The organism is Bradyrhizobium vignae, from assembly GCF_900324035.1.
Taxonomy (GTDB): Bacteria; Pseudomonadota; Alphaproteobacteria; order Rhizobiales; family Xanthobacteraceae; genus Bradyrhizobium; species Bradyrhizobium vignae.
Genome location: NZ_LS398110.1, coordinates 633,868 through 660,134 on the forward strand (window position 1 = coordinate 633,868; position 26,267 = coordinate 660,134).

Here is a 26,267-nt window from a genome sequence, read left to right on the forward strand (position 1 = left end):
CATTATTTTCGCGACCGGCTCTTTTCGCGAACGACATCCTTGGCCTGTTTGTCTGACCGCAGACCGAGATAGACCGGCTGGCGCAGCTCGCCCTTGCTGGTCCATTCCGCGAACTTCACTTCCGCAACCAATGAAGGGCGCACCCAGGTCGTGACCTGCTCATCCTTCACCTTAGCAGGGAAGGGCGACTTGGCGGTCTTGAGCTTCACGAGCTTGCCGTGAAGCTCTTCGAGAGCTTGGTGGCTGAAGCCGGTGCCGACGTGGCCAATGTACCGCCATGCACCGTCTTCGCGTACCGCCAGCACGAGAGCGCCGAAGAAGGGCCGGGTTCGCCTGGGTGCCGTGAAACCGGCGATTACAACCTCCTGACGCTGCGCGGTCTTCACTTTCAGCCAGTCGGGGGTCCGGCATCCGGACGCGTATGGGCTGTCGGCGCGCTTGGCCATGATCCCTTCGAGATGTCTCTGCTCAGCTTCTGCGAAGAACTTCGTTCCGCTGCCTTTGCGGTGCTTGCTGAACGCGATCAGCTTATGGCAGGGCAGGATGGCCTTGAGCCGCTTCTTGCGCTCGAGGAGCGGCAGCGCACGCAGGTCCTCGCCGTCTGCGAACATGAGATCGAACGCGCAGTACAAGAGCTTAGCCTCATGGCGCAGGGCGTTTTGAAGCAACTGGAAATGGGATACGCCATCAGTTCCAATCGCGACGAGCTCGCCATCGATCACGGCATCGGCCTTCACGCCTTCAAGGGCTTTCGCGACCTCCACGTAGGAGCGGCTGATGATTTTCCCGTTTCGGCTGTAGAGCGCGACCTTACCGCCCCGGATTTCCGCGACCATGCGGAAACCATCGAACTTGTCCTCGAAGACCCAATTGGGATCGTCGAACGGTGAATCGGTCAGCGTGGCCAGCATGGGCTGCAGGCGGCGAGGCAGGGTTGATTTTCGGGCCATAGCTGGACGATGGGACTAGAGAGGGACGGCAACTAGCACGATGCATCGTGAGTTCCCCGCGAGAAGTGAAGGCCTGGGTGTAAAATTGAAGATGGCGGAGTCCGAGACCTACACCGTTAGCCGAACAAAGCGTGCCTGCCGCTTTTGGCACCCCATGGTTGCCTCGATGCTCATCCTCCTGCTCTGATTTGCTAGGAAGGTATAATCTCGACGCGTATTGCGCCGAATATCCGAGCGCAGCCTAGAGCATGTTGTTTTTGACTGGAATCGGGATTCCCACCGGGAGCGATTTCTGATTCAACATCCATGCTGGAGGGCGGAGGCCGGCATGGATGACGCGACCCTATTCGGAAGACGGTCGTCAACGATGTGCTGGAGGAGATCCAGCTCGCCGACGAGCTCGGCATCCACATCTACGGAATCGGCGAACACCACACCGACGAGTTTCTCGATTCGGCTCCCGCGATACTGCTCGGGCCGCCGCGGCGCGTACACGGCAGATACGTCTCACCAGCGCAATCACCATCCTGGGAGCCGCAGACCCGGTCCGCGTCTTCGAGGAATATGCTTCGCTCGACCTGGTGTCCGGCGGCCGCACAGAGATCATCGCCGGGAGGGGAGCGTCTCAGATTCTTCCACTTCGTCACGCAGGAGGCGCTGATCTGGAGCGCCTCGGCAATCGAACGAACTGTTTCTCCCGCGTCAGCTCGCGCCAAAGCCCGTTCCCGCGTTTCCCCGCGCGGCGCGAAGAACAGCGGAGGTGCGAGCTTGTCCCCGTCGCTACATGATGTTGTCCGACGGGTGCCCGGGGCCGGCACCCGCCATCGCGCATTCTACTTGCCGGCATGCGACTCCATGGTCTCGATCGGCAAGCAGCCAATCGCGGTCTTGTCACTTTGCCACGGCATGCCTCGCCGCCTCGATCTGGGCTTTTACCGCTTCGAGATTGAAGCTCGCTCCCCTCTGCATCGGCGGGAATTCGATGGCCGTCTTGGCCAACTCCTCCACTTTCTGCTGTATGAACACGAAGCGCCAGAATTCGTACTGGAACCAACCGAAGTAATGCTGCGCACCGTTCTTGGTGCCATTTTCCGGCCAACCCGTTCGCTCGAACGGATCGAGGCGCAGATTGGTAATGTAAGGCACATCGACCTTGCCCTTTTCACCCAGCCAACCCGCGGGCTGGTCGATGAAGCGGTACTTGTAGTCGTCGATGCGTATGGCACCTAGCGTGCTCTCGCCAAAATACCAGATCTCATGCCTGTTCGACGGCGCCTTGCCGGTGATCATGTCCATCTGGTTGTAGCCGTCGAGATAGACCTTGTAAGTGCGGTCCCCAACCTGCTTGCCCTTCTTCAGCTCCTCGGCAATGTTCGGATTTCCTGCGGCCGCCACCAGAGTCGGAAACCAGTCTAGCCCCGACATGATGCCGTTCTCGACCTTGCCGGCCGGCACGCGGCCTGGCCAGCGAATCATGGCCGGGGCACGATAACCGCCTTCCATGACCGTGCCCTTTGATTGCGCAAACGGCGTCTGTCCGCCATCTGGCCACGTGAAAACCTCAGTGCCGTTGTCGGTGGTGAAGACGACGATGGTGTTGTCGTCGACACCCATGTCCTTGAGCTTCTTCATCACCTCGCCGACGATATCGTCGAGCTGCGCCATGCCTGCTTCATGAATGGTCCAGCCGTTCCTCGAGTTGCGCATCGCCTCATACTTCTGCGACAGGTGAGTGACGATGTGCATGCGCGTTGGGTTGAGCCAGAGGAAGAATGGCTTGTTGTCGGCCTTGGCCTTCTCGATGAACTTGAAAGAAAAATCGCGAATTTCGTCGTCCACCGTCTCCATGCGCTTGGGATAGAGCGTGCCGGCATCCTCGATCCTCTGCTTGCCGATCTTGCCCCAACGCGGGTCGACGGTTGCATCGTCGCTGTCGGTCGCCCAGGAGTGAACCATGTTGCGCGGACCCACCACGTTCAGCAGCTCTTGCGGGTAGCCGGGGTGCGCGGGGTCTTCCATGGCGTCGAGATGGTACAGATAGCCGAAGAACTCGTCGAAACCGTGCACGGTCGGCAGAAACTCGTTCTTGTCGCCCAGGTGGTTCTTGCCGAACTGGCCGGTGGCGTAGCCCATTGACTTGAGCACATGGGCGATTGTCACGGCCTCCGCCGGAATCCCGATCGGCGCGCCGGCCTGACCAACCGTCGTCATGCCGGTGCGGATCGGCAACTCGCCGGTGATGAAGGCGGCGCGGCCGGCGGTGCAGCTTGCCTCGGCATAGTAATCGGTAAACAGCATTCCTTCGGCCGCGAGCTTGTCGAGGTTCGGCGTTCGTCCAGCCATCATGCCGCGGTGGTAGGCACCGATGTTCCAGATGCCGATGTCATCGCCCATGATGACGACGATGTTGGGCCGCTGGCCGCTCGGTGCCTGCTGCGCCTGGGCCAGTGCCTTTTCAACCGATGCGGCAGCGCCCAATGCGGACGCTGCCGCCAGGCTTGTCGTCGCGAGCAAAACGTGGCGACGGCTCATATCGCGTGAGGTGTTATCCTTGTCCTCGCTCATCATTTGCTCCCTTCCTTATGATGCATCGAAAACCAACGTGGCTCGTGGACGTATCCACCGCTTCCGCATGACGCGCAGCCGGGCGGTAGCGACGGCAGTAGCTCGGCGCGCAGAGATGCGAGCCGCCTTTGAGAACCTTGCGGGGAATTTTGATCCTGGGCAGAGACGGATCGTGGCTGTCTTGCTCTTGTCCGCCGCGCGGATTATGCGGAACACAGCAGGCTTTGGGGGCGTCGGGCTCATGTCTGGTAGACCACCAATCCGTGGTCCACTCCCAGACGTTACCGATCATGTCATGGAGACCGTAGCCATTCGGCGGGAACGCCGTTATCGGCGAGGTGCGGGCGTGACCATCGCCGTTGAGATTTTCGTACGGAAACGCGCCTTGCCAGGTGTTCGCCATTGACCTGCCGCCGGGCATGAACTCGTCGCCCCAGGCGAACTCGGCTCCGTCGAGGCCGCCGCGCGCGGCAAACTCCCATTCGGCTTCGGTCGGCAAGTCCTTGCCAGCCCATATCGCGTAGGCCTCGGCATCGCGATAGGCAATGTGGACCACGGGATGATCGTCGAGGCCGCTGATCGAACTGCGGGGGCCGTATGGCCGGCGCCAGTTGGCGCCAAACTTGAAACTCCACCATTGCGACCAGTCGCGCAAATCGACCGGACGCTTCGGTGGTGTGAACACCAGCGAGCCTGCCTTGAGCATGTGCGGCAGCGCGCCTGGATAGTCCTTTGCCTCGGGCCGCGTCTCCGCTGACGTCACGTAGCCTGTTGCGTTGACGAACTTGCGAAAATCGCGATTGGTGACCGGCGTCCGGTCCATCCAGAAGCCGCTCACCGAGACGCGATGGACGGGTGCCTCTTCGGCGTAGTGCCTGTCGGAGCCCATGCGGAACGTGCCGCCCGGAATCCAGTTCATGCCACCTTGGCTGGGCTCATCCGACAAAGGTACGCCTGCCGCAACGCCAACGTCGTGCATGGGCTACTCGCAGTGAACGAGAAGTTACGAGCGCCGCCCCGAGCATTTCAAAAATCTTTCCGACAGCTTTCCAGCATCGGTTCTGCGGGGGAGGAGCGCGGCTCAACCATTAGTCAGTCAACATGACAATCGAACATCTGAACCGGTGGCAAATTCGCAGCCACACAACCTTCTTTTATTGATCTAGATCAATCCAGCCAGCTCGCCTTCCTTGTCGAGGCCCCCTGACGACTATGCAAGACAGAAGGCTGTGGCGTCATGAACTCAGCCGTTCAATAGACCTCCGGCTGAACTCGAGTATGCCGATTTCGCATGGACCAACAGCGACGGTGTGGGCTTATCTTTTCCCGATCATGCCCTGGCAGCAGACATCATGGCGACAATACGGGCTAGTTTGGACCCTTCTTCTTTTTGCTCGCGCCCTTCAAGGCTGCTGCCGAGGTCGTGACTGATCCATCGGTCATTTGAAGACAGGTCAAGAGATCGACATAGCTCGCTTCGCCTATCGTCGCCTCTCCCTCACACTGGGACCTGACAGCCGGGGAGTACGAAGACCAAATCGGGCCCAGCTGTTCACGCGCTGAGTTCTCATCGCTCAAACACTTGTCGAAACTCTGCGGTAGGCTCAAACTCATCGCCTTGTCGGCTTCTACCGATGCTCTGCAAGTAGCCTCGACGTTGAATTTTGGGATAGCATCGGAAATGGGCGTCAACAATTGAGTAGCCGCCGCCATGGCCATGATTGCGGGGTGCATCGGATATCCTTTCCTTCACAAAAAACAAACAGGCACGAGCGATGCCGCCAAGTCGCATAACGATTTGTGAGAAGTAGTCGTCCGTTAAGAAGCCGATTGCAGCGGTGAGCGGTCGCTGATGGCTGCGATGAGGGTGGCCAGGAAGAGGCACCAAAGAACCCTCAGCCAGGCGAGGATGCGGCGGAAGTTGTGACCGACGGCAGAGAGGATGACGTTGGCGGCATCGCCGGCGCGGCCTTTGAGGTAGCAGCGGCCGAGGTGACCATCGGCCTTCAGGTGTCCGATGACGGGTTCGATGGCGGAGCGGCGGCGCAGCTCGCGCTTGATGATACCGAAGACGCCGCGCTTCTGGCCGGAGATGAAGACACGGCGCGGGTTCTGCGCGTCATGGCCGCGGTATCCCTTGTCGACATAGGCCCGCTCGATCGGACAGCCGGTGAGTGTCTCGGTGCGGTCGATGACGTCCCGCAGGGTGTGACCGTCGTACGGGTTATCGGGTAGCGCCCTGGCGTGCAGCACGAACAGGCCGCCGGGAGCACGGCGGTTGTTGGTGACGATGGAGGCTTTGACACCGAACTCGTAAGGCGCGGCTGCTTTGCCCTTGCCGATGCACTCGACCTCCGGAGCATGGAAGGAATACAGCTTCCAGCCGCGCTGGCGCTGCTGCTGCGAGCGGATCTGCGCGGCCCGGCTGAGCGGCAGGGCGAAGGCGTTCTCGAGCACGGCCTGAGCTTCGATCTTGCGGCGGATATCGCGGATGATCCGGCCCAACCGGCTGCGCAGGATGCGCAACTGCCGCTGATGCCGTTTGAATTGCTTGGCATGGGCGTAGCGGGAAGCCATCATGGCCGCGGTCTTGGCAATGCGAAGATAGGACTGCCGCAGCCTGATCCCGTGCTTCCTCGCCAGACGGTTGAGCCCCTTGATCGCCGCGTGCAGCAGCTTGGCATCGGTCGGGAAGGTGATGGCCTTTGGCTGCACCGTGGTATCGACTGTGACCCGCTTGAGGTCTTGGCCGCGTAACGCGCCGGCCTCGTGCGCCACCCGCAGGCTCTCGGCCAGCAGCAGTTCCAGCTTGTCGCCGAGCCGCTTGCGCCAGTGGCTCAGGTCCGAGCGCTCGTGCGGGAAGGCGTGCTGGAAGAACTCTTCGCCGGTGAAGTACTGGAAATATGGGTCGTGGACCCAGCGCTCGCAGACCCCCTCATCGGACAGGCCGTAAATGTGCTTGAGCAGCAGCAGCCCGATCACGAAGCGGGTCGCGATGCCGGGCCGGCCGTTCTCGCTGTAGAGCGGCGCGATCTCGCCGTCGATCCAGTCCCAATCGACCTTGCCAGCGAGCTGAACCAGCTCGTGCTTCATGTTGATGATCTGGTCCAGCCTGGCCCGGAACAGATCGCCCGATCCCGTCGTCCTGTGCTTCTTCGGTCGCATCGCCACCTCCGATGCGGCCACCGAATCATGTCTGGCGATTCGACGGAATCCTGAAAATGAAATTGCAAGGTTCCGATGCCCGAAGCATCAAAACCCTGCAATCCTAAAACACCCCGCAACCACAAATGCGATTCCAGCTCAATCGCTTAGCCGCTCTTCACGGATGACGAAGTACCCATTGCGTCCTCCGATCAAAGGCTCGCTTCGCGGGAATATGGCTTCGGCTCCAACGTCGCCATAACGACTGGCCCTTCTTTCAAGAGAAAACCAATCTTGGGCGACGTCCGAAACGATGGTCGTTAGAAAGGAAAAAGAGGTGGCCAAGTCACAACTGTCTGCGAACTGGGCAGCACGAGATGCTTCCAGCAACGCGTTCTGCTTTTATTGATCTAGATCAATCACGCCAGTGGCTGATGCCTTGTCGAGAGCGCCCTGATGGTGATGCAAGAACGGCGGGGCTGTGGCATCTAGGACACAACCTTTCAACAAAACTCCAGATGAATGCAAGTTTGCCGATTTCGCATGGACGTGCGCCAGCATACTGTTTCCGAGTTCGCGCTGGCCGGAGCCGGCAATGGCACGATCGCGAGAGTCGGGGGATCGGCGATGCGGTACCTTGGATTGGGCTTAGGACGTAGATTTTCGCGGCGGCATTCGAGTGTTGGGGCGATTGCCGCTCTGCTGGTGCTGTCCAACCAGGCGGCTCGCGCCGATGAAAATGGCATCAGCTTTTGGGTACCCGGATTTTTTGGCAGCCTCGCGGCCGTTCCGCAGCAGGCACCGGGCTGGTCGGTGACCTCGATTTATTATCACACCTCTGTTTCCGCCGGCGGCGACGTGGCGCGGTCGCGCGAAATCACGCTTGGTCGCTTTCCCGCGAATCTAACGGCCACCGTGAACGCGAACGTCAACGCGAACGTGGATCTTGGCCTTGTGGCCGGAACTTACACCTTTGCGACACCCGTGCTGGGTGGTCAGGCTTCTGCCACCCTGTTGGCGTCCTACGGCTCCAACTCCACGTCGCTGGCCGGATCGCTCGTTGGGACATTGACGGGACCGGGCGGCGGCACGCTCCCGTTCTCGCGCTTCGACAGCATCGACAGCTCGCTCATTGCATTCGGCGACCTGATCCCGCAGTTCGCGCTGCGCTGGAATGCCGGAGTCAACAATTACATGACGTACGTTACCGCTGACCTCCCGGTCGGCGCCTACCAGTCGACCCGCTTGGCGAATTTGGGGATCGGACACTGGGCGATCGACGCGGGCGGCGGCTACACCTATTTCGATCCAAAGACCGGGCATGAATTTTCGGCGGTGCTGGGATTCACCTACAACTTCGTCAACCCCTCCACTCAATATCAAAGCGGCGTCGACATGCATCTCGACTGGGGCGCATCGCAATTCCTGACCAAGCAGTGGCAGGTCGGCCTCGTCGGCTACCTCTATCAGCAGCTCGGCTGCGACAGTGGCTCCGGCGATCGCGTCGGCTGCTTCCGGTCGCGCGTGGCCGGCGTCGGCCCGCAGGTCGGCTACATTTTCCCGGTCGGAGACATGCAGGGATATCTGAACCTGAAGGGCTACGGCGAATTCGCCAACGAAAATCGGCCAGCAGGCTGGAACGTTTGGCTGACGTTCAATCTTCAGCCCGCGGCGCCAACGCCGCCGACGTCCACAAGGCCGAGGTTCACAAAATAAGGACGCCGTGACGCTGCTACCGGCGCCGCTGAATTCCCGCAATTCACGGAAGCTGAGAGACGCCCAGCGCCCGGACCGGGACCGAGACGACGTTTGGCGAACGCCACGGGGTCGAGACCCGCATGACCCGGGATGCCCAATTCATGTGTGAAGATATCGCTCACGACAGCAGCGACCGGCCCCTCACAATCGACAACGGGCGCTCCGGAGGAGCCGTGATCGATGATGAGGCGATTGGTTCCGTCATACATTTCCAGAAGTGCCATGCCGGCCAACTTCTCGTCGTCTCCGAACCGAACGAACCGACCTCCAACGAGCTGAGGGCGCCCGGCTGAAGGCAACCGTCCAAACCGGTTCTTCCGGAGCGAGCGGCTCCTTGCGGATGATGGCGGTTCGCGACGATGAGGCGGCCCGTTGTAGTTCGATCACGGCCAGCCTTTCCATCTGACTACCCGCTAACCGGTGGATACGTGCGGGGACGGACTGGCCACCGTCCTCGCCGTCAATCGGCGTCCAGTCCTGATGCGAGAGATTCATCGCTGTCGCGACGTGCTCCGCCGTCACGATCGTGCTCGGCGAAAGAAACCAAGCGGTGCCCGTCGGCGCAAAGCCGCCGCTCCGTCCCAAGCGCGTCTGGTCAATCCGAACCAAGCTCCAGGTCGAAGGTCGAACGCGTGATCTGGCGCTTTTCAATGTCGCCATCGACAGCAAGCTGCGCGGCTGCGATGTAGTCGCATTGAAAGTCGATGACATTGCGCCAGGCGGGTATACGGCCGATCGCGCGATCGTCCGACAGAAGACCGGTCGACCAGTCAAATTTGAACTAACGGAATCGACCCGTCAGGCCCCCACAGGCGGTCCGGGCCAAACTCAGACAAAAGGTTCGGAGACAGGCGGTCTGCTCACTGGCCCGGTTGAGCAGGTGGGCTGGGCCAATCCGATCGCAGATTGTTCGGGTTATTTCGATCGAATAAGTCCTGCCTAATAAGGCCGCTCGGGCGAGGATCAATTGCGGATTCAATTCTGCGAAGCTCATGGCTTCGTGTGACTACGACCCCGGGTCTTACGACGCAATTGGCAGGATAACCAGCGTCTTGGCAGTAAACTACGGCACTCCCCGTTCCAGTGCTTCCAGCTAAGAACACAATTATTAGCGACGCCGACAACGCGATTGATCGCCGCATTTTTGCCTCCCGTGGCCAACCCAATCCTATGGCCAATCCACGAAGAAGTGTGGCGCTATTGCCAAAAATGGCAAGAGCTATTGGACAACGGATTTCCGCTTCGGGTCTTGGTTGTGTGAAAACACCATGACGCTTGACCGCGAGAGAAGAAGTTGTTCGTCCAACACCGATGTAGCCCTCAAGCTCTCAAGCGCCTTCAACGTTAAGGGACGAATTGAAGAATGCAATTCTAGTCGTATCGATCTTTGCGTTTTTACAAAGCCAGGGTCATGAGCACCTGTTCGAACCGCCGTTCTCTCGCGTCCGGTTTACCCCGACGAGGAGCAGGCTCGGGCCGCACTTCGCTTTCGGGCCAGAAGCCGAAATGGCGGCATTGCCCTGCTCGACCCGTTTTAGTTCTGGACGTCAACATCGGCTCGTCAAACATTCCAGTCCTTCCGGGGGTGCCTCAAAAGACGCCGCGTAAGAGCTGATTTAGGTCAGGATCGACATTAGCGATGATGCCGGCCCACCACGATGGGCCGGCATCATGCAAATCCTCAAGCGCCGATCTTCTTGGCGGTAGGAACTGTCCATGTGCCGTTGATGATCGACGGGTCTGTTTCCTGCGGCCAGTACATGCGCAGCATGAGGATGAAATCTCCTTCAGGCGCGGGAAGCCAGTTTGCCTCCTTGTCTTTACCCGGCGAGTCCTTCTGGATGTAAAGATCGGTTGAGCCGTCCGGGTTTTCCTTTAGGTCCTGGCGCGCGCTGATCGAGTAGCGGTTGAGCGGATTGTTCACAAAGAAGTAGCTGCTGTCGTACATCGTGAGCGACCAGAATCCTTCGGCGGGAGGCAGGTGGCCCTTGGGAAAACGCATCACGTACTTGTTCGCGCCATTGTATTTTTGACCATCTGCATCCTTCTGCGAGGTCGGATAAACCGCATCCTGCGGGCGGTTGGCGCCGAGGCCAATCGCGGTGACCAAGGCTCGCATCAGATAATCGGTGCCGTAGATGCCGGTTTTCGTCGTGAAGGCAAAGCCATTCTCGTCCCTGATGGCCTTGTTGATCTTGAATTGAAGCATAATCCTGTCGAACGACAATTCCGGTACGCGCTTCAGGAAATCCGCCTTCAGCTTGCTCTCGTCAAACTCCTGTCCGGGGACGATGCCGATGCGCGCGAACTTGGCAAGCTGGGGCGCGTCGGCGGCGTAAGGCGGATTGGCTTTCATGAGCTCACAGAGCAGCTTGAAATACGCTCCTGCATCCATGCGGTTGACCTGTTCGCGCACGGCCGTCTTCATGTCGATCAAGGGATCGATCTTTCCCGGAGGCGGTGTGTACGGCTTGCCATAGGCACTGAGCGGAACGAGCTTGCACTCGTCCTGCAGCTTGTGCACGGCTGCATAGTCCTCCGGCGTGCCGGTACAATAGATGCGGCCAAGCAGCCACACGATGTTTGTCTGCGACTTGTACTCCTTCACGCCTTCCGGCAGCATGCCTTTCCATCCAGGGCCGGTGATCGCGTAGGCCTGGGCCCCGGTGCCGGTGGTGCGTTTGCCGGGCACCTGGAAAACCGTCGTCCAACCGTCCAGCATCGGCATCAGGAAATAGCGTCCGTTCATGTCTGGGATGCTGAGGACCCATGGTTCTTTCCCGACGTCGAAAAATGAAGTCGTGTAGAGGGTGTCCGCGTTCGGTGCCGTGACGTCCTTGAACGAGGCGTCGGGATAGTGGCGCAACTTGATGATGTGGCCCATCGGCCCACGCGTGCCCACGGGTTTCGGCGACGTTGGTTATGATCCGCCGGGTCATCTCCATCGTGACCAGCGGATAGCCGAATACATAGGCGTCGCTTGCGAGCCAGAGATCCTCCAAACCTTCGCCTACGCCAAGGAACGCATCCTGGGCCAAGGCCGACCGTGCCGCAGTTGCTCCTGCCAGCAGTCCTATTCCACCAAATGCCACGGATCGACGGGTGAACTTCATCGCATTTCCTTTCCTGAAATCAACTCACACTGACCGCAGTGATCTCAGGTTCGGCTAGCCGGTCACGCGCTTCTTTGATCTTGATCAATGAAAGGTTGCAAGAAGGGCAGCCCCGCGCGGGGCTACGATGGCGACTGTTCTGCGAAGCTCAATAGCCAGATGGATAGGGACCGGCTAACGCCGCTCGGACGGTCACGGCTCGATCCGCTCGCGGCGCTCCTCACCTGGGCGCAGAACACCCATGCCGATGTCAAGACGGCGCGATCGAAATTCGACAAGACAGGAGCGGGTTCGGTTATCGCTAATGTCGATTCCTAACCGGCGCGTCCGCCGGCAGGCACCGGGGCCGTTGCTCGCAAACTATGGGCTGGACAATCCGCGGTTCCTCAAGCAGCTGCGAAGATCGAGGCTCTTGCTGATCGGCACGCAACGCATCGATCAGGCCGCACGTGACGAGGAAGTCTGGCCGGGAACGGCGGCGAGCAGCTCGCGCGTGTAGGCGTGCTCCGGTGCCGAGAACAAGGCGGCCGTCGGCTTCAGCTCGACGATGGCGCCGCGCTGCATCACTGCGATGCGGTCGCAGATCTGCGCGGCGACGCGCAGATCATGCGTGATGAACAGCATCGACAGGCCGAGGCGTTTCTTGAGGTCTTCCAAGAGATTGAGCACCTGCGCCTGAACGGAGACGTCGAGCGCGGAGACAGCCTCATCGGCGACGATGATCTCGGGCTCCAGCGCGAGTGCGCGCGCAATCCCGATGCGCTGGCGCTGGCCGCCGGAGAATTCATGCGGATAACGCTCCAGCGCGCTGGCATTGAGGCCGACGAGGCCGAGCAGTTCGCCGGCGCGCTTATGGGCCGTTGCGGCATCGGTGCCATGCGCGATCGGTCCGTCGGCGATGATATTGCCGACCTTGCGGCGCGGATTGAGCGAGGCGAACGGATCCTGGAAGATCATCTGGATGCGGCTGCGCGCCTTGCGGAGCTCCTTGCCGCCGATCCGGGTGAAGTCGATATCGCCGAGACGGACCGTGCCCTGGTCCGGCTCGATCAGCCGCATTACCAGCCGCGCCACCGAGGATTTGCCGGAGCCGGATTCGCCGACCAGTCCGAGCGTCTCGCCCTTGAGGATATCGAAATTGACCTCGTTGGCGGCGCGCACGCGGCGCTCCGGCTGAAACCAGCCACCGCCGGAGACATAGGTCTTGTCGAGGCCGACGACTTCGACCGCCTTGGCACGGCCCGCGAGCGGCGCGCGCTGCGGCGGCTGCATCGATGGCACAGCCGCAAGAAGCGCGCGAGTATAGCTGTGCTGCGGGCGCAGCAGCACATCGTCGGCCGCGCCTTGCTCGACCACCTTGCCGTGCTGGAGCACGATGACACGGTCCGCGATATCGGCGACGACGCCGAAATCATGGGTGATGAACATGACCGCCATGTTGCGGCTGCGCTGAAGGTCGCGGATGATCTTGAGGATCTGCGCCTGCGTGGTGACGTCGAGCGCCGTGGTCGGCTCATCCGCGACCAGCACGGCCGGCTCCAGCGCAAGCGCCATCGCGATCATGGCGCGTTGGCGCTGGCCGCCGGAAAGCTGGTGCGGATAGGCGCGCATCGAACGTTCGGGGTCGGGCAGGCCGACCTCGCGCAGCAGCTGCAGCGCCTTCTGCGTCCGTTCCTTCGGCGTCAGCAAATTGTGCGCCTCGAACATTTCGGCGATCTGCTCGCCGATCCGCATCAACGGATTGAGCGCGGTCATCGGCTCCTGGAACACCATCGCGATGTGGCGGCCCCGCAGCGCGAGCCAGCCGGTCTCGTCGAGGGCGAGCAGGTTGTGGCCGTCATAGACGATCTCGCCGGCCTCGCGGCCGATCGTGTCGGGCAACAGTCCCATCAGCGCGTGCGCGCACATCGATTTGCCGGAGCCGGACTCGCCGACCACGCAAAGGATTTTCCCGGGTGTGAGATCGAGGGAGACGTCGTCGACGGCGTAGCGGCGGTCCGCGCCGGGCGGCAGCGCGAGCTTCAGGTTCTTGATCGAGACGACGGCCGTTGCGGCGGACATGTCAGCGTCCCTCCTTGTTGAGGCGCGGATTGAGCGCGTCGTTGAGACCTTCGCCGATCAGGTTCAGCGCGAGCACCGAAATCAGGATCGCGATGCCGGGAAACACCGTGATCCACCAGGCTTGTCGGATCACCGTGCGCCCGGCGCCGACCATGTAGCCCCAGGACATCAAATTGGGATCGCCGAGGCCGAGGAAGGAGAGCGAGGATTCCAGCAGGATCGCCGTTGCGACCATCAGTGAGGCCAGCACGATGACCGGCGACAGCGCGTTGGGCAGGATCTCGCGCCAGATGATCCAGCTGTGGCTCTGACCGGTGACCACGGCGGCCTGGACATATTCGCGGGTGCGGAGCGACAGCACCTCGCCGCGGACGAGGCGCGCCACCGGCGGCCAGCTCACGATCGCGATCGCCAGCACGATCGAGACGATCGAGGGCTGCAGGATCGCGACCAGCACGATCGCGAGTGCGAAGCTCGGCACGGTCTGGAAGAACTCCGTGAAGCGCATCAGGGCGTCGCCGATCCGGCCGCCGAAATAGCCGGCCATGGCGCCGACGGGAATGCCGACCGCCAGCGCGGCCATGGTCGAGACCAGGCCGACCAGCAGCGAGACGCGGGCGCCATGGACGATGCCGGCCAGCACGTCGCGGCCGAGCGCGTCGGTGCCGAGCGGCAGGCCCGGCGCCGTGAACGGCGGCAAGAAGGGACGCTGCACCATGCGCCAGGGCGAGGTCGGAAACAGCAGGGGACCGAAGACCGCAACAGCGACCGCCAGGATGAGGATCATGAGGCCAATCACGCCGCCTGGATTGCGCAGCATCGTGCGCCAGAAATTCATCATGACGCGAACTCGATGCGCGGATCGACCGAGCGGTAGATCAGGTCGGTGATCAGGTTGAAGGCAAGCACCATCGCCGAGCAGACGACGAAGACGCCGAGCAGGAGATTGTAGTCGCGCTGCAAGAGCGCCTCGTACATCAGTCTGCCGATGCCGGGCCACGCGAACACCGTCTCCGTCAGCACGGCGCCGCCGACCAGCGTTCCGGCTTGCAAGCCGGCAAGCGTCACCACCGGCAACAGCGCGTTGCGCAGCACGTGGCGGCGCTGGATCACGGCATTGCGCAGGCCCTTGGCCCGCGCGGTCTTGACGAAGTCATGCCGCTGCACCTCGAGCATCGAGGCGCGGGTCATGCGGGAATAGGTCGCCATGAAGAACAGACCGATCGTCGTCGCCGGCAGGATCAGATGGGCGCCGACGTCGAGCACGTGGGCAAGACCAGTGTAGTTTGCGCCGACCGTTTCGTAGCCAAAGCTGGGCAGCCAATCCACCGCGACCGAGAACAGCAGGATCGCCATCAGTGCCACCCAGAACAGCGGCGTTGCGTAGAAGATCAGCGAGAATATCGTGACGGCGGTATCGAGCCAGGTGCCGGCGAAGCGTGCGGCGAGCGTGCCGAAGAGGATGCCGAGCAGAAGCGATATCGCAAACGCCGTCAGTGTCAGCAACAGCGTCGCCGGTAGCCGCTCCACGATCAGTTGCGACACCGGCGCCTGCTGCCGGAAGGAGAAGCCGAGGTCGAGGGTCGCGATGCCCTTGACATAGATGAAGAGCTGCTCAGGCAGCGGCTTGTCCAGGCCGAATTTTTCCCGCAACTGATTGACGAACATCTGGTCGCTGGCGCCGGCTTCGCCCGCCATCACGACAGCCGGATCGCCCGGTGCCATGCGGATCAGCATGAAATTGAGCACCACGATCGCGAACAGAACGACAATGGCCTTTGCAAGTCTCTGGGCAATGAATGCGAGCATCGGTGATCTCGGTTGCGTTCGAGAGGGGACAGGAGGAAGCCGCGGCGCCTTGAAAGCGCGGCGGCTTCGTGGGATCGTCTACTTGTCGAGCCAGGCGTCGCGGAAGCCGTCGTTGACGCCGATCGCGGTGGTGATGAGGTTCTTGACGTTGCAGCGTGTGATGGTCGGGAACTGCAGTTCAAGCAGCCAGGCCACCGGCACATCGTCGACAAGGATCTTCTGCGCCTTGTCGTAAAATGGTTTGCGTGCCGAGTCGGAGAAGGCGACCGCGCCGTCGGCAAACAACTTGTCGATTTCCGGGTTCGAATAACCTTCGACGTTGTTGAACGGATTGCCCTTGAGGATCTGGCTGGAGACATAGGTGCGGCCGACGCCGAGCGCGGGATCGCCGTACTGATAGACATAGGTGAAGGCGATATCGTAGTCCCATTCCGAGGTCCGCTGATTCCACCCGGCGACATCGGTCGCGACCATGTCGACATTGATGCCGACATCCTGCAGGTTCTGCCGCACCGCCTCGGCCCAACGCTGCCAGGTTTCGCCATAGGGCAACGGCAGCAGGCGGACCTTCTCGCCGTTGTAGCCGGCTTCCTTCAGCAGAGCCTTGGCCTTGGCCGGGTCGTAGTCATATTTCGGCACGTCGCTGCTGTAGTACTTGATCGATGAGCCCGACGGACCGGTTGCGACGTTGCCGAGGCCGTTCCAGATCACGTCTTTCGCGAAATTGCGATCGAGCGCGTACATCACGGCCTGGCGGAATTTCTTGTTCGCGGTCGGGCCCTGGCGATTGTTCAGCCACAGCCAGGAATGCGGGCTGAAGAATTCCCAGCCGGCGCCGGTGACGCAGACATTCTTCAGCTTGGAGAGGCGCGGCACGTCGAAATTCTCGACCGAGCCGCCCGGCAGCACGTCGACCTTGCCGGTCTCGAACGCCACCGCGCGCGCGGCCGCATCCGGGATCACGTGCCAGTAGATCTCGTCGAGGTTCGGCTTGCCCTTGATGTAGTAGTTCGGGTTCTTGACCAGGCGAATGAACGAACCCTTCTGCCATTCCTTGAACATGAAGGGGCCGGTGCCAACAGGCGTGTTGTTGGCCGGATTGGTCTTGAAATCAGTGCCCTCATAGAGGTGCTTCGGGATCATCGGCAGCGAGCCGACCTCGAAGACTCCGAGGAACGGCCCGAACGGCTCCTTAAGGTTGAAGATCACGGTGCTGTCGTCAGGCGTCTCGATCTTGTCGACCTGCGCGAAATTGCTGCGCGCGCGGGGATGGGTCTGTTTGAGGAACTCGATCGAGAACACGACGTCGGCAGAGGTGAAGGGCTTGCCGTCATGCCAGGTGACGCCCTTGCGGAGCTTGAAGGTGTAGGTCTTGCCGTCCTCGCTGACATTCCAGCTCTCGGCGAGGCCCGGCAGCGGCTCGAGTTTCGGGCTGTAGCGGAGCAGGCCTTCATAGATATTGCCGGAGACCATCTGGGTCGGGCCGTTCTGTACCAGGCCCATCATCAGGCCCGGCGGTTCGGGCTGGATCACCGCGTTGATCACGCCACCGGTTTTCGGCTCTTGCGCGTACGCCGCAGTGCTCAGCGCACTCGCTACCATCAGGCTCAGCAATACTCGCTTCAACATGTCCAATCTCTCTTCTGGTTGGATGTTCCCGGGCGCGGCTCCGGGACAAGGACTTACGACTAGCTCACGAAATCAGGATCGGTCCGCTCCAGCATGCGCTTGAAGGCGGCCCATTCCGTGTCGGGCATGCCGTTCAGTTCGATGCTGTCGTAGAAGGTGGCGTATTGGCCCGCGGTCTTGTGTGCGACGGCATCGGAGAGCGGTGCGATCTCGGCGCCTGCGGCCTGGATCGCGAGCTGCGCGCGGCAGGAACGTTCCAGATTGTGCATTAGCTTGAAGGCCTCTGCGATCGAGCGGCCGCAGGTCAGCATGCCGTGATTGCGCAGGATCATCACATACTTGTCGCCGAGATCGGCGACCAGGCGTAGCCGCTCGTCGAGGTCGAGGGCGATGCCCTCATAGTCGTGGTAGGCGAGGCAACCGGTGAACTGCATCGACCATTGATTGAGCGGCAGCAGGCCCTGCTTCTGGCAGGACACTGCGACGCCGGCAACGGTGTGGGTGTGCAGCACGCATATTGCGTCATGACGCGCGGCGTGCACTGCGCTGTGGATGGTGAAGCCGGCCGGATTGATGCCAAGACCAAGCGGGTCGTCGATGATGTTGCCGTCGAGATCGACAGTGACGAGGTTCGATGCCGTCACCTCCTCGAAGCGCATGCCGTAGGGATTGATCAGGAAGCGGTCGTGCTGGCCCGGAAGTCGCGCCGAGATGTGGGTATAGATGCTGTCATCGAGCCCGAGCCGGTGGATCAGTCGGTAGGCCGCGGCGAGGTCGATGCGGAATTGCTGGTTCTGGTCCTTCACACCGTCGGGCCGCACATGCGTCGTCATCGTTGCTGCTTGTTCCTCTCCGCGGGCCGTTCTGTTGAGTTGCAATGCCCGCGTCACTAAACTGTCGACAATCTAAGGTTCGATCAAGACTAAACTGTCGACAATCGGCGATTAAATAATATACAAGGGTCGAAAATGGACCTTTAATGCGCACGATTTCCCCTCCGGTCGGCTTGCCGGCCCTCAACGAGACCGACCTTGTCCGCCAGGTCGCCCGCCGCCTGACTGAAGCCATCGTCCAAGGGCGGCTGCCGCCGGGATCAAAGGTCGTCGAGGCCGGAATCGCGCGCGAACTGGGGGTGAGCCGGGCGCCGGTGCGCGAGGCCGCGCGGCTGCTCGAGCAACAGGGCTTGCTCGTCGCCAATCCGCGCCGCGGCTTCTTCGTCCGGCAGTTTGCCGCCGATGATATCGACGAGATCTACGACTTGCGTCTCTGCGTCGAGCGTCATGCCGCGGTGCTTGCCGCGCGCAACCTGACGCCGGAGACGCGCGACAAGCTGCGCCGGCAAATCGACGTGCTGCACGAGACCGCCGATCTCGACGATCCGGCGCGGCAGGTCGAAGAGGACTACCGCTTCCATCGCCTGATCTGCGAGATCGGCGGTAACCGGCGGATGCTGCGGGTGTTCGACGATCTCGCCTCGGAGCTGCGCATGGTGATCGGCCTGATCGGCCGCCTCTATGACGATCCGCACGAGGTCGCGCGTACGCATGAGCCGGTGCTCGCTGCGATCGAAGCCGGTCATCCCGAACGTATCGTCGCGCTTATCGACTACCACATCGGTGTTGCCTGGCGCGAAGTCGGACGGCTGGTGCGCGAGATTCCTCCTTTGCCGCTTGCGGCGAAATAGACGCGCGTGATCTTGCTCAGGCGCAATGTCGTGCGATCCATCTCACTTATTCATCCGACAGGAGTGTCCCGTGAAGGCCGTCTATAGTGATCTACACCGCAGCCATGATCCGCAGTTCTTTCTGGTCCGCGGCGTGGTCCAGCGCACCACCGAGCAGCCCGAGCGTGCCGATCGCCTGCTGGCAGGCCTGAAGGCGGGCAAGCACACGCTGATCGAGCCGACCAAATTCGGGCAGGGGCCGCGGGCGCGCGTGCACAGTCCGGAATATCTGAGCTTTCTCGCCGAGGCTTGGGATGCATGGTCCGCGCTCGGCGATGCCGGGCCGGAGATGATCGCGAACATCCACCCGGTGCGCAACGCCGCCACCTATCCGACTCATATCGTAGGCAAGCTCGGCTGGCACACGGCGGACACTGCGGCCCCGATCGGCGCGGGCACCTGGGCCGGCGCCTGCGCCTCGAGCGACGTGGCGGTCACCGCTGCGCAGATGGTGCTTGACGGTGAGGATGCGGTTTATGCGCTGTGCCGTCCGCCCGGCCACCATGCCTATCGCGATATGGCCGGCGGTTTCTGCTTCCTCAACAACAGCGCGATCGCGGCCGAGCATCTGCGCCAGAAGCATGAGCGCGTCGTCATCCTCGACGTCGACGTGCATCACGGCAACGGCACGCAGGGCATCTTCTACGAGCGGCAGGATGTGTTCACCGTCTCGATCCACGCCGACCCGTCGTTCTTCTATCCGTTCGTCTGGGGCTACGCGCATGAGCGCGGCGCCGGACCCGGCCTCGGCGCCAATCTCAACATTCCCCTGGCCAAGGGTACCGGCGACGACGACTACATGAAGGCGCTCGCGGCGGCGGAGAGGGCGATCCGCTCCTTCGCGCCGACCGCGCTCGTGGTCGCGCTCGGCCTCGACGCCTCCGAGAAGGATCCGCTCGCCGGTCTCGCCGTCACCACCGATGGCTTCCGCCGGATCGGCGAGGGGCTGGCCCGGTTTGGACTGCCGACGGTGCTGGTGCAGGAAGGCGGCTATCTTTCCGACATCCTCGGCGCCAATCTGACCGCGGTGCTCGGCGGATTCGAAGCCGCGCGCTAGTAGCCGTCGCTCATCGCTGGTACGCCATGATGGATGGGAACGGTGCGCCGGGAGACCGGCAGGAGATGGAAGGTGCAGGTCCTTTGCGGTGAAGGAGTAGCGACGTATTTCCTGTCGACGTAGACGAGACCGCGTCCGTCAAAGCTCTTGCGAATGGCGGTCACCTTGCAGATCAGGATATCGTGGCTTCTCGCTCGAAATGGATCCAGGCTTGCGCTTGATGACCTCCAGATCGAGTTGCTGGCTCCCGTCTAGCCGCCCTCCGCTCGTTTGCCGAGCCGCGCGTGTTGACCTCTTCCCAGGAACCAGACCTTAAACGGGAGCAGCCCGCGCCGCTTCCCGCCGCGTTCGCCATCGGCGCTGGCGCTACGCCCCTTTTATGGCCGCAACAGATGTGCAACATCAGGCGGCTGAGTGACTGATTTCATGTGCCTCAAAACGGTTTCCTAAACCGTAGGTCGGAAGTTCGAGTCTTCCCGGGATCGCCAATTCGGCATGGCTCGTCGGCCCCGCTCGACAAGCTCTCCGGCGCGAAAATTGCTAAAGGCAGGAGACTTCCTTCCTCGGCTGACTGCCGCCAGTCGCCTCACTGCCACACATCCGGAGACAACGATGCCTTTCGACTTGATCCTGCGCGGGGGGCGGGTGATCGACCCGTCCCAGAAGCTCGATGCCGTGACCGATGTCGCCTTTGCCGGCGGCAAGGTCGCCGCGATCGGCAGCGGGCTCAAGGCGAACCCTGCGACAGAGGTACGCGACGTCTCGCGGTTCATCGTCACGCCGGGGCTGATCGATCTGCACACCCACGTTTACTGGGGCGGCACCTCGCTCGGCATCGATGCCGAGGAATTCTGCCGCACCTCCGGCGTCACCACCGCGGTCGATACCGGCAGCGCCGGGCCCGGCAATTTCGCCGGCTTCCGCAAGCATGTGATCGAGCCGAGCCAGGTTCGCATCCTCGCCTACCTGCACGTCTCGCATGCCGGCATCTTCGGCTTCTCGCACCGGATCATGGTCGGAGAGAGCGAGGAGCTGCGGCTGATGAATCCGATCGAGGCAGCCGAGGTGGCGGATGCCAACCGCGATCTCATCGTCGGCATCAAGGTGCGCGTCGGATTGCACTCCTCGGGCACCTCGGGGGCCGTGCCGCTCGACATCGCGCTCGAGGTCGCGAACGAGGTCGGCATGCCCCTGATGGCGCATATCGACCATCCGCCGCCAAGCTACGAGGACGTGCTCGCCCGTCTGCGTCCCGGCGACGTTCTCACCCATGCGTTCCGCCCCTTTCCCAACACGTCCGCGACCGCGCAAGGCACGGTGAAGAAGGCGGTGCTGGAGGCGCGCGAGCGCGGCGTGCTGTTCGATATCGGCCACGGCAAGGGCTCGTTCGCGTTCAAGACCGCGCGCGCCATGCTCGCCAACGGCTTCTATCCCGACACCATCTCCTCCGACATCCATCAGCTCTGCATCGACGGCCCGGCCTACGATCAGGTCACGACCATGTCGAAGTTCCTGTGCATGGGCATGGAGCTCTCCGACGTCATCGCGGCCTCGACGGTGAACGCGGCGATGGCGCTGCGCCGCCCCGAACTCGGCAGCCTCAAACCGGGCAGCGTCGGCGACGCCACGCTTGTTACGGTCAGGCAAGGCCAGTTCGACTATGAAGACGTCGTCGGCGAGCACCTGATCGGTAACAGCAAGATCGTCTCGGAGGGGGTCGTCATCGGCGGCCGCTGGTGGCATCCGAATTGAGACGGCGGCCCCTACAGCGACCTCGCGATCAAGAGCTTCATGATCTCGTTGGTGCCGCCGTAGATCTTCTGGATGCGGGAGTCGATGAAGATGCGCGAGATCGGGTATTCCTGCATGTAGCCGTAGCCGCCGAACAGCTGCAGGCATTCGTCGGCGGTCTCGACCTGCTTCTCCGAGCACCAATATTTCGCCATCGATGCCGTGACGGTGTCGAGGTCTTTTGCGATCAAGCGCTCGATGCACCAATCGACGAAGACGCGCGCGATCATCGCCTCGGTCTTGCGCTCGGCGAGCGTGAACGCGGTGTTCTGGAAGTCCAGCAGCGGCTTGCCGAACGCCTTCCGCTCCTTGGTGTACTCAGTGGTGAGCTTGACGGCGCGCTCCATCGAGGCGACGGCGCCGACCGCGAGCGCAAGCCGCTCCTGCGGCAATTGCTGCATCAGCTGGACAAAACCCTGGCCTTCCTCATTGCCGAGCAGGTTTTCCGGCGGCACCGTCACGTTGTCGAAAAACAGCTCCGAGGTGTCGGAGGCGTGCAGGCCGATCTTGTCGAGGTTGCGCCCGCGCTTGTAGCCGTCCGCGCCCTCGGTCTCGACCACGATCAGCGAGATGCCTTTGGCGCCCGCTTCGCCGGTGCGCGCGACCACGATGACGAGATCGGCGGCCTGGCCGTTGGTGATGAACGTCTTCTGGCCGTTGATGACATAGGAATTGCCCTGCTTCTTCGCCGTGGTCTTGACGGCTTGAAGATCAGACCCGGTGCCGGGCTCGGTCATGGCGATGGCGCCGACCATCTCGCCGGAGGCCATCTTCGGCAGCCAGCGCTTCTTCTGCTCCTCCGAGCCGTAATTGAGGATGTAGTGCGCGACGATGGCGCTGTGCACGGAGACGCCGGTCGTCAGCTCCGGCACTGTGCTTTCGAGATCGTCCAACACGGCAGCATCATAAGCGAAGGTCGCACCTAAGCCGCCATATTCCTCGGGCACGCTCGCCAGCAGCGCGCCCATCTCGCCGAGCCCGCGCCAGGCGAAGCGGTCGACCATCTTCTGCTCGCGCCATTTTTTCGGCGTGCGGCGCCAGGTCCTTGGCGAGATATTTCCGGAACTGGTCGCGGAAGACGTCGAGCTCTTCGGTCATCCAGGAGGAGCGATAGGACATGATTACCTCATCTTGGCGTGGACGGCGCGTGCGCATCACGCGTGCCACAGCAGTCGGGGCCGACGCAAGCCTGCCCGCTTCTGGTAGGCCAACCAAGAGTAGGGATGATTGTGTTTTCAGGCTGCCGGCGCAGTGTCGCCGCCAGGCGTTATCCGGCCTGCGCCGTCTTGCCGCCATCGATGACGAACTGACCGCCGGTCGTGTAGGGATGATCGTCCGAGGCCAGCACCAGGGCGAAAGCTGCGATCTCCTCCGGTGTTGCCACGCGTTGCAGGCCTGGAACATGCGACTTGGCCCATTGCGCGATGGCGACATGCCAGGCGGCGTCAGGCAGATTCTCCATGCCCGACAGGCGGCGGATGAAGGGCGTATCCGTCGTGCCCGGGATCAGCGTGTTGATGCGGATGCCGTATCTTGCGTAGTCGAGCGCGGCGGCCTGAACCAGGCCGACCAGCCCGCGCTTGGCCGCCGAATAGGCGGAGCGGTTGGCCGTGGTCGCGATGGCGTTGGATGATGAGGTGACGACGATCGATCCGCCCTTCTGTAACATGTGCGGGATCTGATATTTCATCGACAGGAACACGCCGCGCAGGTCGGTGCCCAGCACGTCGTCGAACTCGGCCGCGCTGTACTCGTGCAGGGGTTTCTCGACCGAGATGCCGGCATTGTTGAAGGCGACGTCGAGCCGGACGTAGCGTTCGATGGTCTTGTCGACCAGCGCCTTCACCTCGGCCTCGTTGCGGAGATCGGCGCGAATGAAAACGGCCTCGCCGCCGATCTCGCGCACCTCGTTCTCTACCTGCTTGCCGCGCTCGACGTTGCGGCCGCAGAAGGCGACCCGGCCGCCTTCGGCCGCGAACATCAGCGTCGCGGCGCGACCGATGCCGGAGGTGCCCCCCGTGACGATGATGACCTTGCCCTCGAATCGGCGCTTGCCGCTCGGCTTCTGCTGAGGCAGCGTCGCGGCCTGGCCGAGCGCCACGCCGCCGGCGAGGCCGCCGGCGGCCCCGGCGAGCACACCCAGGACCGCGCCCCCGACCAGATGACGGCGCTTTACCGGGCTGCTTTGGGTGATATCCTGCATTTCGGTCATTTCGAACTCCGGTCGCTCAATCTGAACAGCGTTAAGATTGGTAGACCGCGATCTAAACAGTGTCAAGTTACATGAAGAAGCAGGCCTCCTCAGGCAAACGCAGCGCCGGTTTGACCCGATCGAAGCCGGAGCCCGGCTATCATCACGGCGAATTGCAGGAGGCGCTGATCGCCGCCAGCGAAGCCATTCTGGCCGAGCAGGGTGCCGAGGGTTTCACGCTGCGCGAGGCCGCCCGCCGCGCCGGGGTCTCGCCGGCTGCCCCGTCGCACCATTTCGGCAATGCGCAGGGCCTTCTGACCGAGGTCGCGATCCGCGGTTACGACGCGCTGGCCGAAGCCTTGCGCGCGGCGGCCTCCGGCAAGCAGGGCGCGCGCGAAAAACTCCGGGCCCAGGGACTTGCCTATGTCGATTTTGCGCTGAGACATCCCGGCCGCTTCCAGATGATGTTTGCGAACAAGCGACTCGTTGCTGACGATGCACGCTTGAAGCAAGCGAGCCGGGCCGCCGGCCACGCCTTCGAGACCGTCGTGGCCGAGCTGGTCGGCGGCACCGCGAAGGAGGCGAAGACGGCGGCTGCGGCGGCCTGGTCGACCGTTCACGGCTTTGCCAAGCTTGCACTCGAAGAGAAATTCGGCTCTGTGAGGAACGAGGGCGGACGCCGCGAGATCATGATGACGCTTGATCAGGTCCTGAACTATCTATGGCCGGCGAGTGGCGCGCGCCGTTGAGCGAGGCCTGGATGACGTCATGACGAGCAAGACGACGGAGCTCAAGCTCGAAATCGAGCGCATCGGCACGGTCTCGGCGATGCTGACGCGGCCGGATCATGCGCGCGCCTGCTACGTGCTGGCGCACGGCGCGGGCGCCGATATGCGGCATTCCTTCATGGAGAAGGTCGCGGCGGGACTCGCGGAGCGCGGCATCGCGACGTTCCGCTTCAATTTCCCTTACATGGAAGAGAAGAAGGGGCGTCCAGACCAGCCGGCGGTCGCGCACGCCGCCATCCGCGCGGCGGTCGGGGAGGCGGCGCGGCTGTGTCCCGGCGTGAAGCTCATTGCGGGTGGCAAATCCTTCGGCGGACGCATGACCTCGCAGGCGCAGGCGAAGGCACCTTTGCCTGACGTCAAAGGCCTCGCCTTCCTCGGCTTTCCTCTGCATGCCGCGAAGAAGCCGTCGTCGGAGCGCGCCGAGCACCTCTCCGACATCGCCATCCCCATGCTGTTCCTGCAGGGCACGCGCGATGCGCTTGCCGATCTGAGCTATTTCAAGCCTGTCGTCGAGAAGCTCGGCCCGAAGGCGATGCTGCATCAGGTCGAAGGCGGCGATCATTCGTTTGCGGTGCTGAAGAAGTCCGGCCGTAGCAGTGACGAGGCGCTCACCGAGGTGCTGGATACGCTCGCGGCCTGGATCGATGTGCTCGCCTGAGCCTCACGCCGAATAAAGTCCCTTGTCGCGCGCCTTCTGGATCGCCAGCGCAGCGATCAGGTCGAGCGTCGGTGTCGACAGGCCGGCGGTGCGTGCGAAGGCTTGGGGCGCCTTCACCAGCACGTCGATCTCCATGGCGCGGCCGAGCTCGAAGTCCTGCAGCAGCGACGGCTTGTGATTGGGGGCGGGGCCGCTGCGGGTGACGCGCTTGACCTCGGGAATGAAATGCTGGGCGATCTCGTTGGCTTCGTTCAGCATGCGCGGGATCACCTCCGCGAAGGCGGGGTCGTCGCGCACGCCGCGCGCGGTCTGGCCGGTGAGCAGGCACAGCACCGAGAGCGACATGTTGGTCAGCAGCTTTGACCAGATCGCCTCGCGGATCTCGGCCACCGGCGGCGATTCCAGCCGCGCGTCGTTGAAGACCCCGCGCAGCCTGGTGATGCGCTCGCAATTGCGGTCGTCGCACTCGCCGATCAGAAGGCGATTGCGGTCCGGCGTCAGGTTCTGCACCACCCCGGGCGCGATGACCTCGTTGGAGGAGAAGATTACGCCGCCGATGATCCGCTCCTTCGGGATGCAGGCGCGCAGGCGCCCGCCGGGATCGAGGAAGGAAATGTCCGGCGGCGTCGGGTGCCGCGGCGGCAGGCCGATGCCGTACCACCAGGGAATGCCGTTCTGGGCGAACACGATCGCGGTATCGTCTTGCAGCAACGGTTTGATGCTGGACACCAGTCCCGGCAGCGCGGTTGCCTTCAGCGTGGAGATCACGACGTCCTGCGGGCCGAGCTGGGCAGGATCGCCTGATGCGTTCACCTTGGCCCCGGCCTCTGAATCGCCGACGCGCAGCTTGAGTCCATTGGCGCGCGCCGCCTCCAGATGCGCCCCGCGCATCACGCACGAGACCTCGTGGCCGGCGCGCGCCAGCCGTACCGCAATGTGGCTGCCGACGGCGCCCGCGCCGAAAATGCAGATGCGCATGATGATATCCCGAACCTATCCCTTGGTGCCGTCCGGCAGCAGCATGACACAA

Annotated in this window: 20 protein-coding genes, 1 tRNA gene and 5 pseudogenes; 10 read left to right on the forward strand and 16 right to left on the reverse strand. The window is 62.5% G+C overall.

Annotation, left to right across the window (positions count from 1 at the left end; all coding sequences use genetic code 11):
- Positions 1 to 2 precede the first annotated feature (2 nt).
- Entirely contained in the window at positions 3 to 950 is a 948-nt protein-coding gene (gene ligD / locus BRAD3257_RS03025) for a non-homologous end-joining DNA ligase (protein ID WP_122400600.1), read from the reverse strand.
- Between the two features lie 369 nt (positions 951 to 1,319).
- On the opposite strand from ligD, the pseudogene BRAD3257_RS40680 reads away from it, so the two are divergent.
- Positions 1,320 to 1,573: pseudogene (locus BRAD3257_RS40680) on the forward strand (LLM class flavin-dependent oxidoreductase); the annotation flags it as partial.
- 18 nt (positions 1,574 to 1,591) lie between these two features.
- Here BRAD3257_RS40680 and BRAD3257_RS40685 read toward each other — a convergent pair.
- From BRAD3257_RS40685 to BRAD3257_RS03050, 5 genes and pseudogenes are all read right to left on the reverse strand, one after another.
- Positions 1,592 to 1,768: pseudogene (locus BRAD3257_RS40685) on the reverse strand (hypothetical protein); the annotation flags it as partial.
- Positions 1,769 to 1,841: 73 nt separating this feature from the next.
- On the reverse strand, positions 1,842 to 3,515 hold the full coding sequence (locus BRAD3257_RS03035) for an arylsulfatase (protein ID WP_174221626.1): 1,674 nt from the start codon (positions 3,513 to 3,515) through the stop codon (positions 1,842 to 1,844).
- Positions 3,496 to 4,494 carry a formylglycine-generating enzyme family protein gene (locus tag BRAD3257_RS03040; RefSeq protein ID WP_122400601.1) on the reverse strand — a complete coding sequence of 333 codons (999 nt, stop codon included), beginning with the start codon at positions 4,492 to 4,494 and terminating at the stop codon, positions 3,496 to 3,498. The genes BRAD3257_RS03035 and BRAD3257_RS03040 overlap by 20 nt, the downstream gene beginning before the upstream one ends.
- Positions 4,495 to 4,883: 389 nt before the next feature.
- Positions 4,884 to 5,249, reverse strand: a complete 366-nt coding sequence (locus BRAD3257_RS03045; RefSeq protein WP_122400602.1) for a hypothetical protein — start codon at positions 5,247 to 5,249, stop codon at positions 4,884 to 4,886.
- 84 nt (positions 5,250 to 5,333) lie between these two features.
- Positions 5,334 to 6,680: an IS5 family transposase gene (locus BRAD3257_RS03050; protein ID WP_122406345.1), complete on the reverse strand. Its 1,347-nt coding sequence runs from the start codon at positions 6,678 to 6,680 to the stop codon at positions 5,334 to 5,336.
- Positions 6,681 to 7,286: 606 nt separating this feature from the next.
- Between BRAD3257_RS03050 and BRAD3257_RS03055 the strand changes: the two genes are divergently transcribed.
- From BRAD3257_RS03055 to BRAD3257_RS03065, 3 genes and pseudogenes are all read left to right on the forward strand, one after another.
- Positions 7,287 to 8,375, forward strand: coding sequence for a SphA family protein (locus BRAD3257_RS03055; protein WP_244608065.1), 1,089 nt, complete (start codon positions 7,287 to 7,289; stop codon positions 8,373 to 8,375).
- 122 nt (positions 8,376 to 8,497) lie between these two features.
- A complete protein-coding gene (locus BRAD3257_RS03060) occupies positions 8,498 to 8,710 on the forward strand; it encodes a hypothetical protein (protein ID WP_122400604.1) in 213 nt (70 codons plus the stop codon).
- Between the two features lie 230 nt (positions 8,711 to 8,940).
- Positions 8,941 to 9,222 (forward strand): annotated as a pseudogene (locus BRAD3257_RS03065) (site-specific integrase); the annotation flags it as partial.
- An 876-nt stretch (positions 9,223 to 10,098) separates the two neighbouring features.
- On the opposite strand, the pseudogene BRAD3257_RS03070 reads toward BRAD3257_RS03065, so the two are convergent.
- From BRAD3257_RS03070 to BRAD3257_RS03100, 6 genes and pseudogenes are all read right to left on the reverse strand, one after another.
- Positions 10,099 to 11,530, reverse strand: a pseudogene (locus BRAD3257_RS03070) (DUF1254 domain-containing protein).
- A 438-nt stretch (positions 11,531 to 11,968) separates the two neighbouring features.
- Positions 11,969 to 13,591, reverse strand: coding sequence for an ABC transporter ATP-binding protein (locus BRAD3257_RS03080; RefSeq protein WP_122400606.1), 1,623 nt, complete (start codon positions 13,589 to 13,591; stop codon positions 11,969 to 11,971).
- A gap of 1 nt (position 13,592) precedes the next feature.
- Positions 13,593 to 14,432 carry an ABC transporter permease gene (locus BRAD3257_RS03085; RefSeq protein WP_162500086.1) on the reverse strand — a complete coding sequence of 280 codons (840 nt, stop codon included), beginning with the start codon at positions 14,430 to 14,432 and terminating at the stop codon, positions 13,593 to 13,595.
- Positions 14,429 to 15,400, reverse strand: coding sequence for an ABC transporter permease (locus BRAD3257_RS03090; protein WP_122400607.1), 972 nt, complete (start codon positions 15,398 to 15,400; stop codon positions 14,429 to 14,431). Before BRAD3257_RS03090 ends, BRAD3257_RS03085 begins: the two co-directional genes overlap by 4 nt.
- 78 nt (positions 15,401 to 15,478) lie before the next feature.
- Positions 15,479 to 17,029, reverse strand: coding sequence for an ABC transporter substrate-binding protein (locus BRAD3257_RS03095; RefSeq protein ID WP_122400608.1), 1,551 nt, complete (start codon positions 17,027 to 17,029; stop codon positions 15,479 to 15,481).
- Positions 17,030 to 17,088: 59 nt separating this feature from the next.
- Complete coding sequence (locus tag BRAD3257_RS03100; protein ID WP_122400609.1) at positions 17,089 to 17,862, reverse strand: class II aldolase/adducin family protein; 774 nt, start codon at positions 17,860 to 17,862, stop codon at positions 17,089 to 17,091.
- Between the two features lie 146 nt (positions 17,863 to 18,008).
- Between BRAD3257_RS03100 and BRAD3257_RS03105 the strand changes: the two genes are divergently transcribed.
- Both BRAD3257_RS03105 and BRAD3257_RS03110 read left to right on the forward strand, forming a co-directional pair.
- Entirely contained in the window at positions 18,009 to 18,713 is a 705-nt protein-coding gene (locus BRAD3257_RS03105; RefSeq protein WP_122400610.1) for a GntR family transcriptional regulator, read from the forward strand.
- 70 nt (positions 18,714 to 18,783) lie between these two features.
- Positions 18,784 to 19,809 carry a histone deacetylase family protein gene (locus BRAD3257_RS03110; protein WP_122400611.1) on the forward strand — a complete coding sequence of 342 codons (1,026 nt, stop codon included), beginning with the start codon at positions 18,784 to 18,786 and terminating at the stop codon, positions 19,807 to 19,809.
- On the opposite strand, the gene BRAD3257_RS39580 is transcribed toward BRAD3257_RS03110, so the two are convergent.
- Entirely contained in the window at positions 19,806 to 19,973 is a 168-nt protein-coding gene (locus BRAD3257_RS39580) for a hypothetical protein (RefSeq protein WP_160118746.1), read from the reverse strand. The genes BRAD3257_RS03110 and BRAD3257_RS39580 overlap by 4 nt on opposite strands.
- Positions 19,974 to 20,229: 256 nt before the next feature.
- On the opposite strand from BRAD3257_RS39580, the gene BRAD3257_RS39585 reads away from it, so the two are divergent.
- Both BRAD3257_RS39585 and BRAD3257_RS03115 read left to right on the forward strand, forming a co-directional pair.
- A tRNA-Ser gene (locus BRAD3257_RS39585) sits at positions 20,230 to 20,297 on the forward strand.
- Positions 20,298 to 20,421: 124 nt separating this feature from the next.
- A complete protein-coding gene (locus BRAD3257_RS03115) occupies positions 20,422 to 21,561 on the forward strand; it encodes an amidohydrolase/deacetylase family metallohydrolase (RefSeq protein WP_122400612.1) in 1,140 nt (379 codons plus the stop codon).
- Positions 21,562 to 21,572: 11 nt separating this feature from the next.
- Here the strand turns inward: BRAD3257_RS03115 and BRAD3257_RS03120 are convergent.
- Positions 21,573 to 22,719, reverse strand: a pseudogene (locus BRAD3257_RS03120) (acyl-CoA dehydrogenase family protein).
- 148 nt (positions 22,720 to 22,867) lie between these two features.
- Positions 22,868 to 23,812, reverse strand: coding sequence for an SDR family NAD(P)-dependent oxidoreductase (locus tag BRAD3257_RS03125; RefSeq protein ID WP_244607852.1), 945 nt, complete (start codon positions 23,810 to 23,812; stop codon positions 22,868 to 22,870).
- A 59-nt stretch (positions 23,813 to 23,871) separates the two neighbouring features.
- On the opposite strand from BRAD3257_RS03125, the gene BRAD3257_RS03130 reads away from it, so the two are divergent.
- Together BRAD3257_RS03130 and BRAD3257_RS03135 are read left to right on the forward strand one after the other, a co-directional pair.
- Entirely contained in the window at positions 23,872 to 24,540 is a 669-nt protein-coding gene (locus tag BRAD3257_RS03130; RefSeq protein ID WP_145986947.1) for a TetR/AcrR family transcriptional regulator, read from the forward strand.
- Positions 24,541 to 24,559: 19 nt separating this feature from the next.
- Complete coding sequence (locus tag BRAD3257_RS03135; protein WP_122406348.1) at positions 24,560 to 25,237, forward strand: alpha/beta hydrolase family protein; 678 nt, start codon at positions 24,560 to 24,562, stop codon at positions 25,235 to 25,237.
- A gap of 3 nt (positions 25,238 to 25,240) precedes the next feature.
- On the opposite strand, the gene BRAD3257_RS03140 is transcribed toward BRAD3257_RS03135, so the two are convergent.
- Positions 25,241 to 26,215, reverse strand: coding sequence for a ketopantoate reductase family protein (locus BRAD3257_RS03140; RefSeq protein WP_122400614.1), 975 nt, complete (start codon positions 26,213 to 26,215; stop codon positions 25,241 to 25,243).
- Between the last annotated feature and the right edge of the window lie 52 nt (positions 26,216 to 26,267).

Bases quoted from the DNA above. Each gene is read 5' to 3' on its own strand.
- BRAD3257_RS03035 (WP_174221626.1), bottom strand. From the start codon at position 3,515: ATGAGCGAGGACAAGGATAACACCTCACGCGATATGAGCCGTCGCCAC.
- BRAD3257_RS03105 (WP_122400610.1), top strand. From the start codon at position 18,009: ATGCGCACGATTTCCCCTCCGGTCGGCTTGCCGGCCCTCAACGAGACC.
- BRAD3257_RS03140 (WP_122400614.1), bottom strand. From the start codon at position 26,215: ATGCGCATCTGCATTTTCGGCGCGGGCGCCGTCGGCAGCCACATTGCG.
- BRAD3257_RS03045 (WP_122400602.1), bottom strand. From the start codon at position 5,249: ATGCACCCCGCAATCATGGCCATGGCGGCGGCTACTCAATTGTTGACG.
- BRAD3257_RS03100 (WP_122400609.1), bottom strand. From the start codon at position 17,862: ATGACGACGCATGTGCGGCCCGACGGTGTGAAGGACCAGAACCAGCAA.
- BRAD3257_RS03090 (WP_122400607.1), bottom strand. From the start codon at position 15,400: ATGCTCGCATTCATTGCCCAGAGACTTGCAAAGGCCATTGTCGTTCTG.
- BRAD3257_RS03060 (WP_122400604.1), top strand. From the start codon at position 8,498: ATGACCCGGGATGCCCAATTCATGTGTGAAGATATCGCTCACGACAGC.
- BRAD3257_RS03125 (WP_244607852.1), bottom strand. From the start codon at position 23,812: ATGACCGAAATGCAGGATATCACCCAAAGCAGCCCGGTAAAGCGCCGT.
- BRAD3257_RS03095 (WP_122400608.1), bottom strand. From the start codon at position 17,029: ATGTTGAAGCGAGTATTGCTGAGCCTGATGGTAGCGAGTGCGCTGAGC.
- BRAD3257_RS03055 (WP_244608065.1), top strand. From the start codon at position 7,287: ATGCGGTACCTTGGATTGGGCTTAGGACGTAGATTTTCGCGGCGGCAT.
- BRAD3257_RS03040 (WP_122400601.1), bottom strand. From the start codon at position 4,494: ATGCACGACGTTGGCGTTGCGGCAGGCGTACCTTTGTCGGATGAGCCC.
- ligD (WP_122400600.1), bottom strand. From the start codon at position 950: ATGGCCCGAAAATCAACCCTGCCTCGCCGCCTGCAGCCCATGCTGGCC.
- BRAD3257_RS03080 (WP_122400606.1), bottom strand. From the start codon at position 13,591: ATGTCCGCCGCAACGGCCGTCGTCTCGATCAAGAACCTGAAGCTCGCG.
- BRAD3257_RS03085 (WP_162500086.1), bottom strand. From the start codon at position 14,432: ATGATGAATTTCTGGCGCACGATGCTGCGCAATCCAGGCGGCGTGATT.
- BRAD3257_RS03115 (WP_122400612.1), top strand. From the start codon at position 20,422: ATGCCTTTCGACTTGATCCTGCGCGGGGGGCGGGTGATCGACCCGTCC.
- BRAD3257_RS03135 (WP_122406348.1), top strand. From the start codon at position 24,560: ATGACGAGCAAGACGACGGAGCTCAAGCTCGAAATCGAGCGCATCGGC.
- BRAD3257_RS03050 (WP_122406345.1), bottom strand. From the start codon at position 6,680: ATGCGACCGAAGAAGCACAGGACGACGGGATCGGGCGATCTGTTCCGG.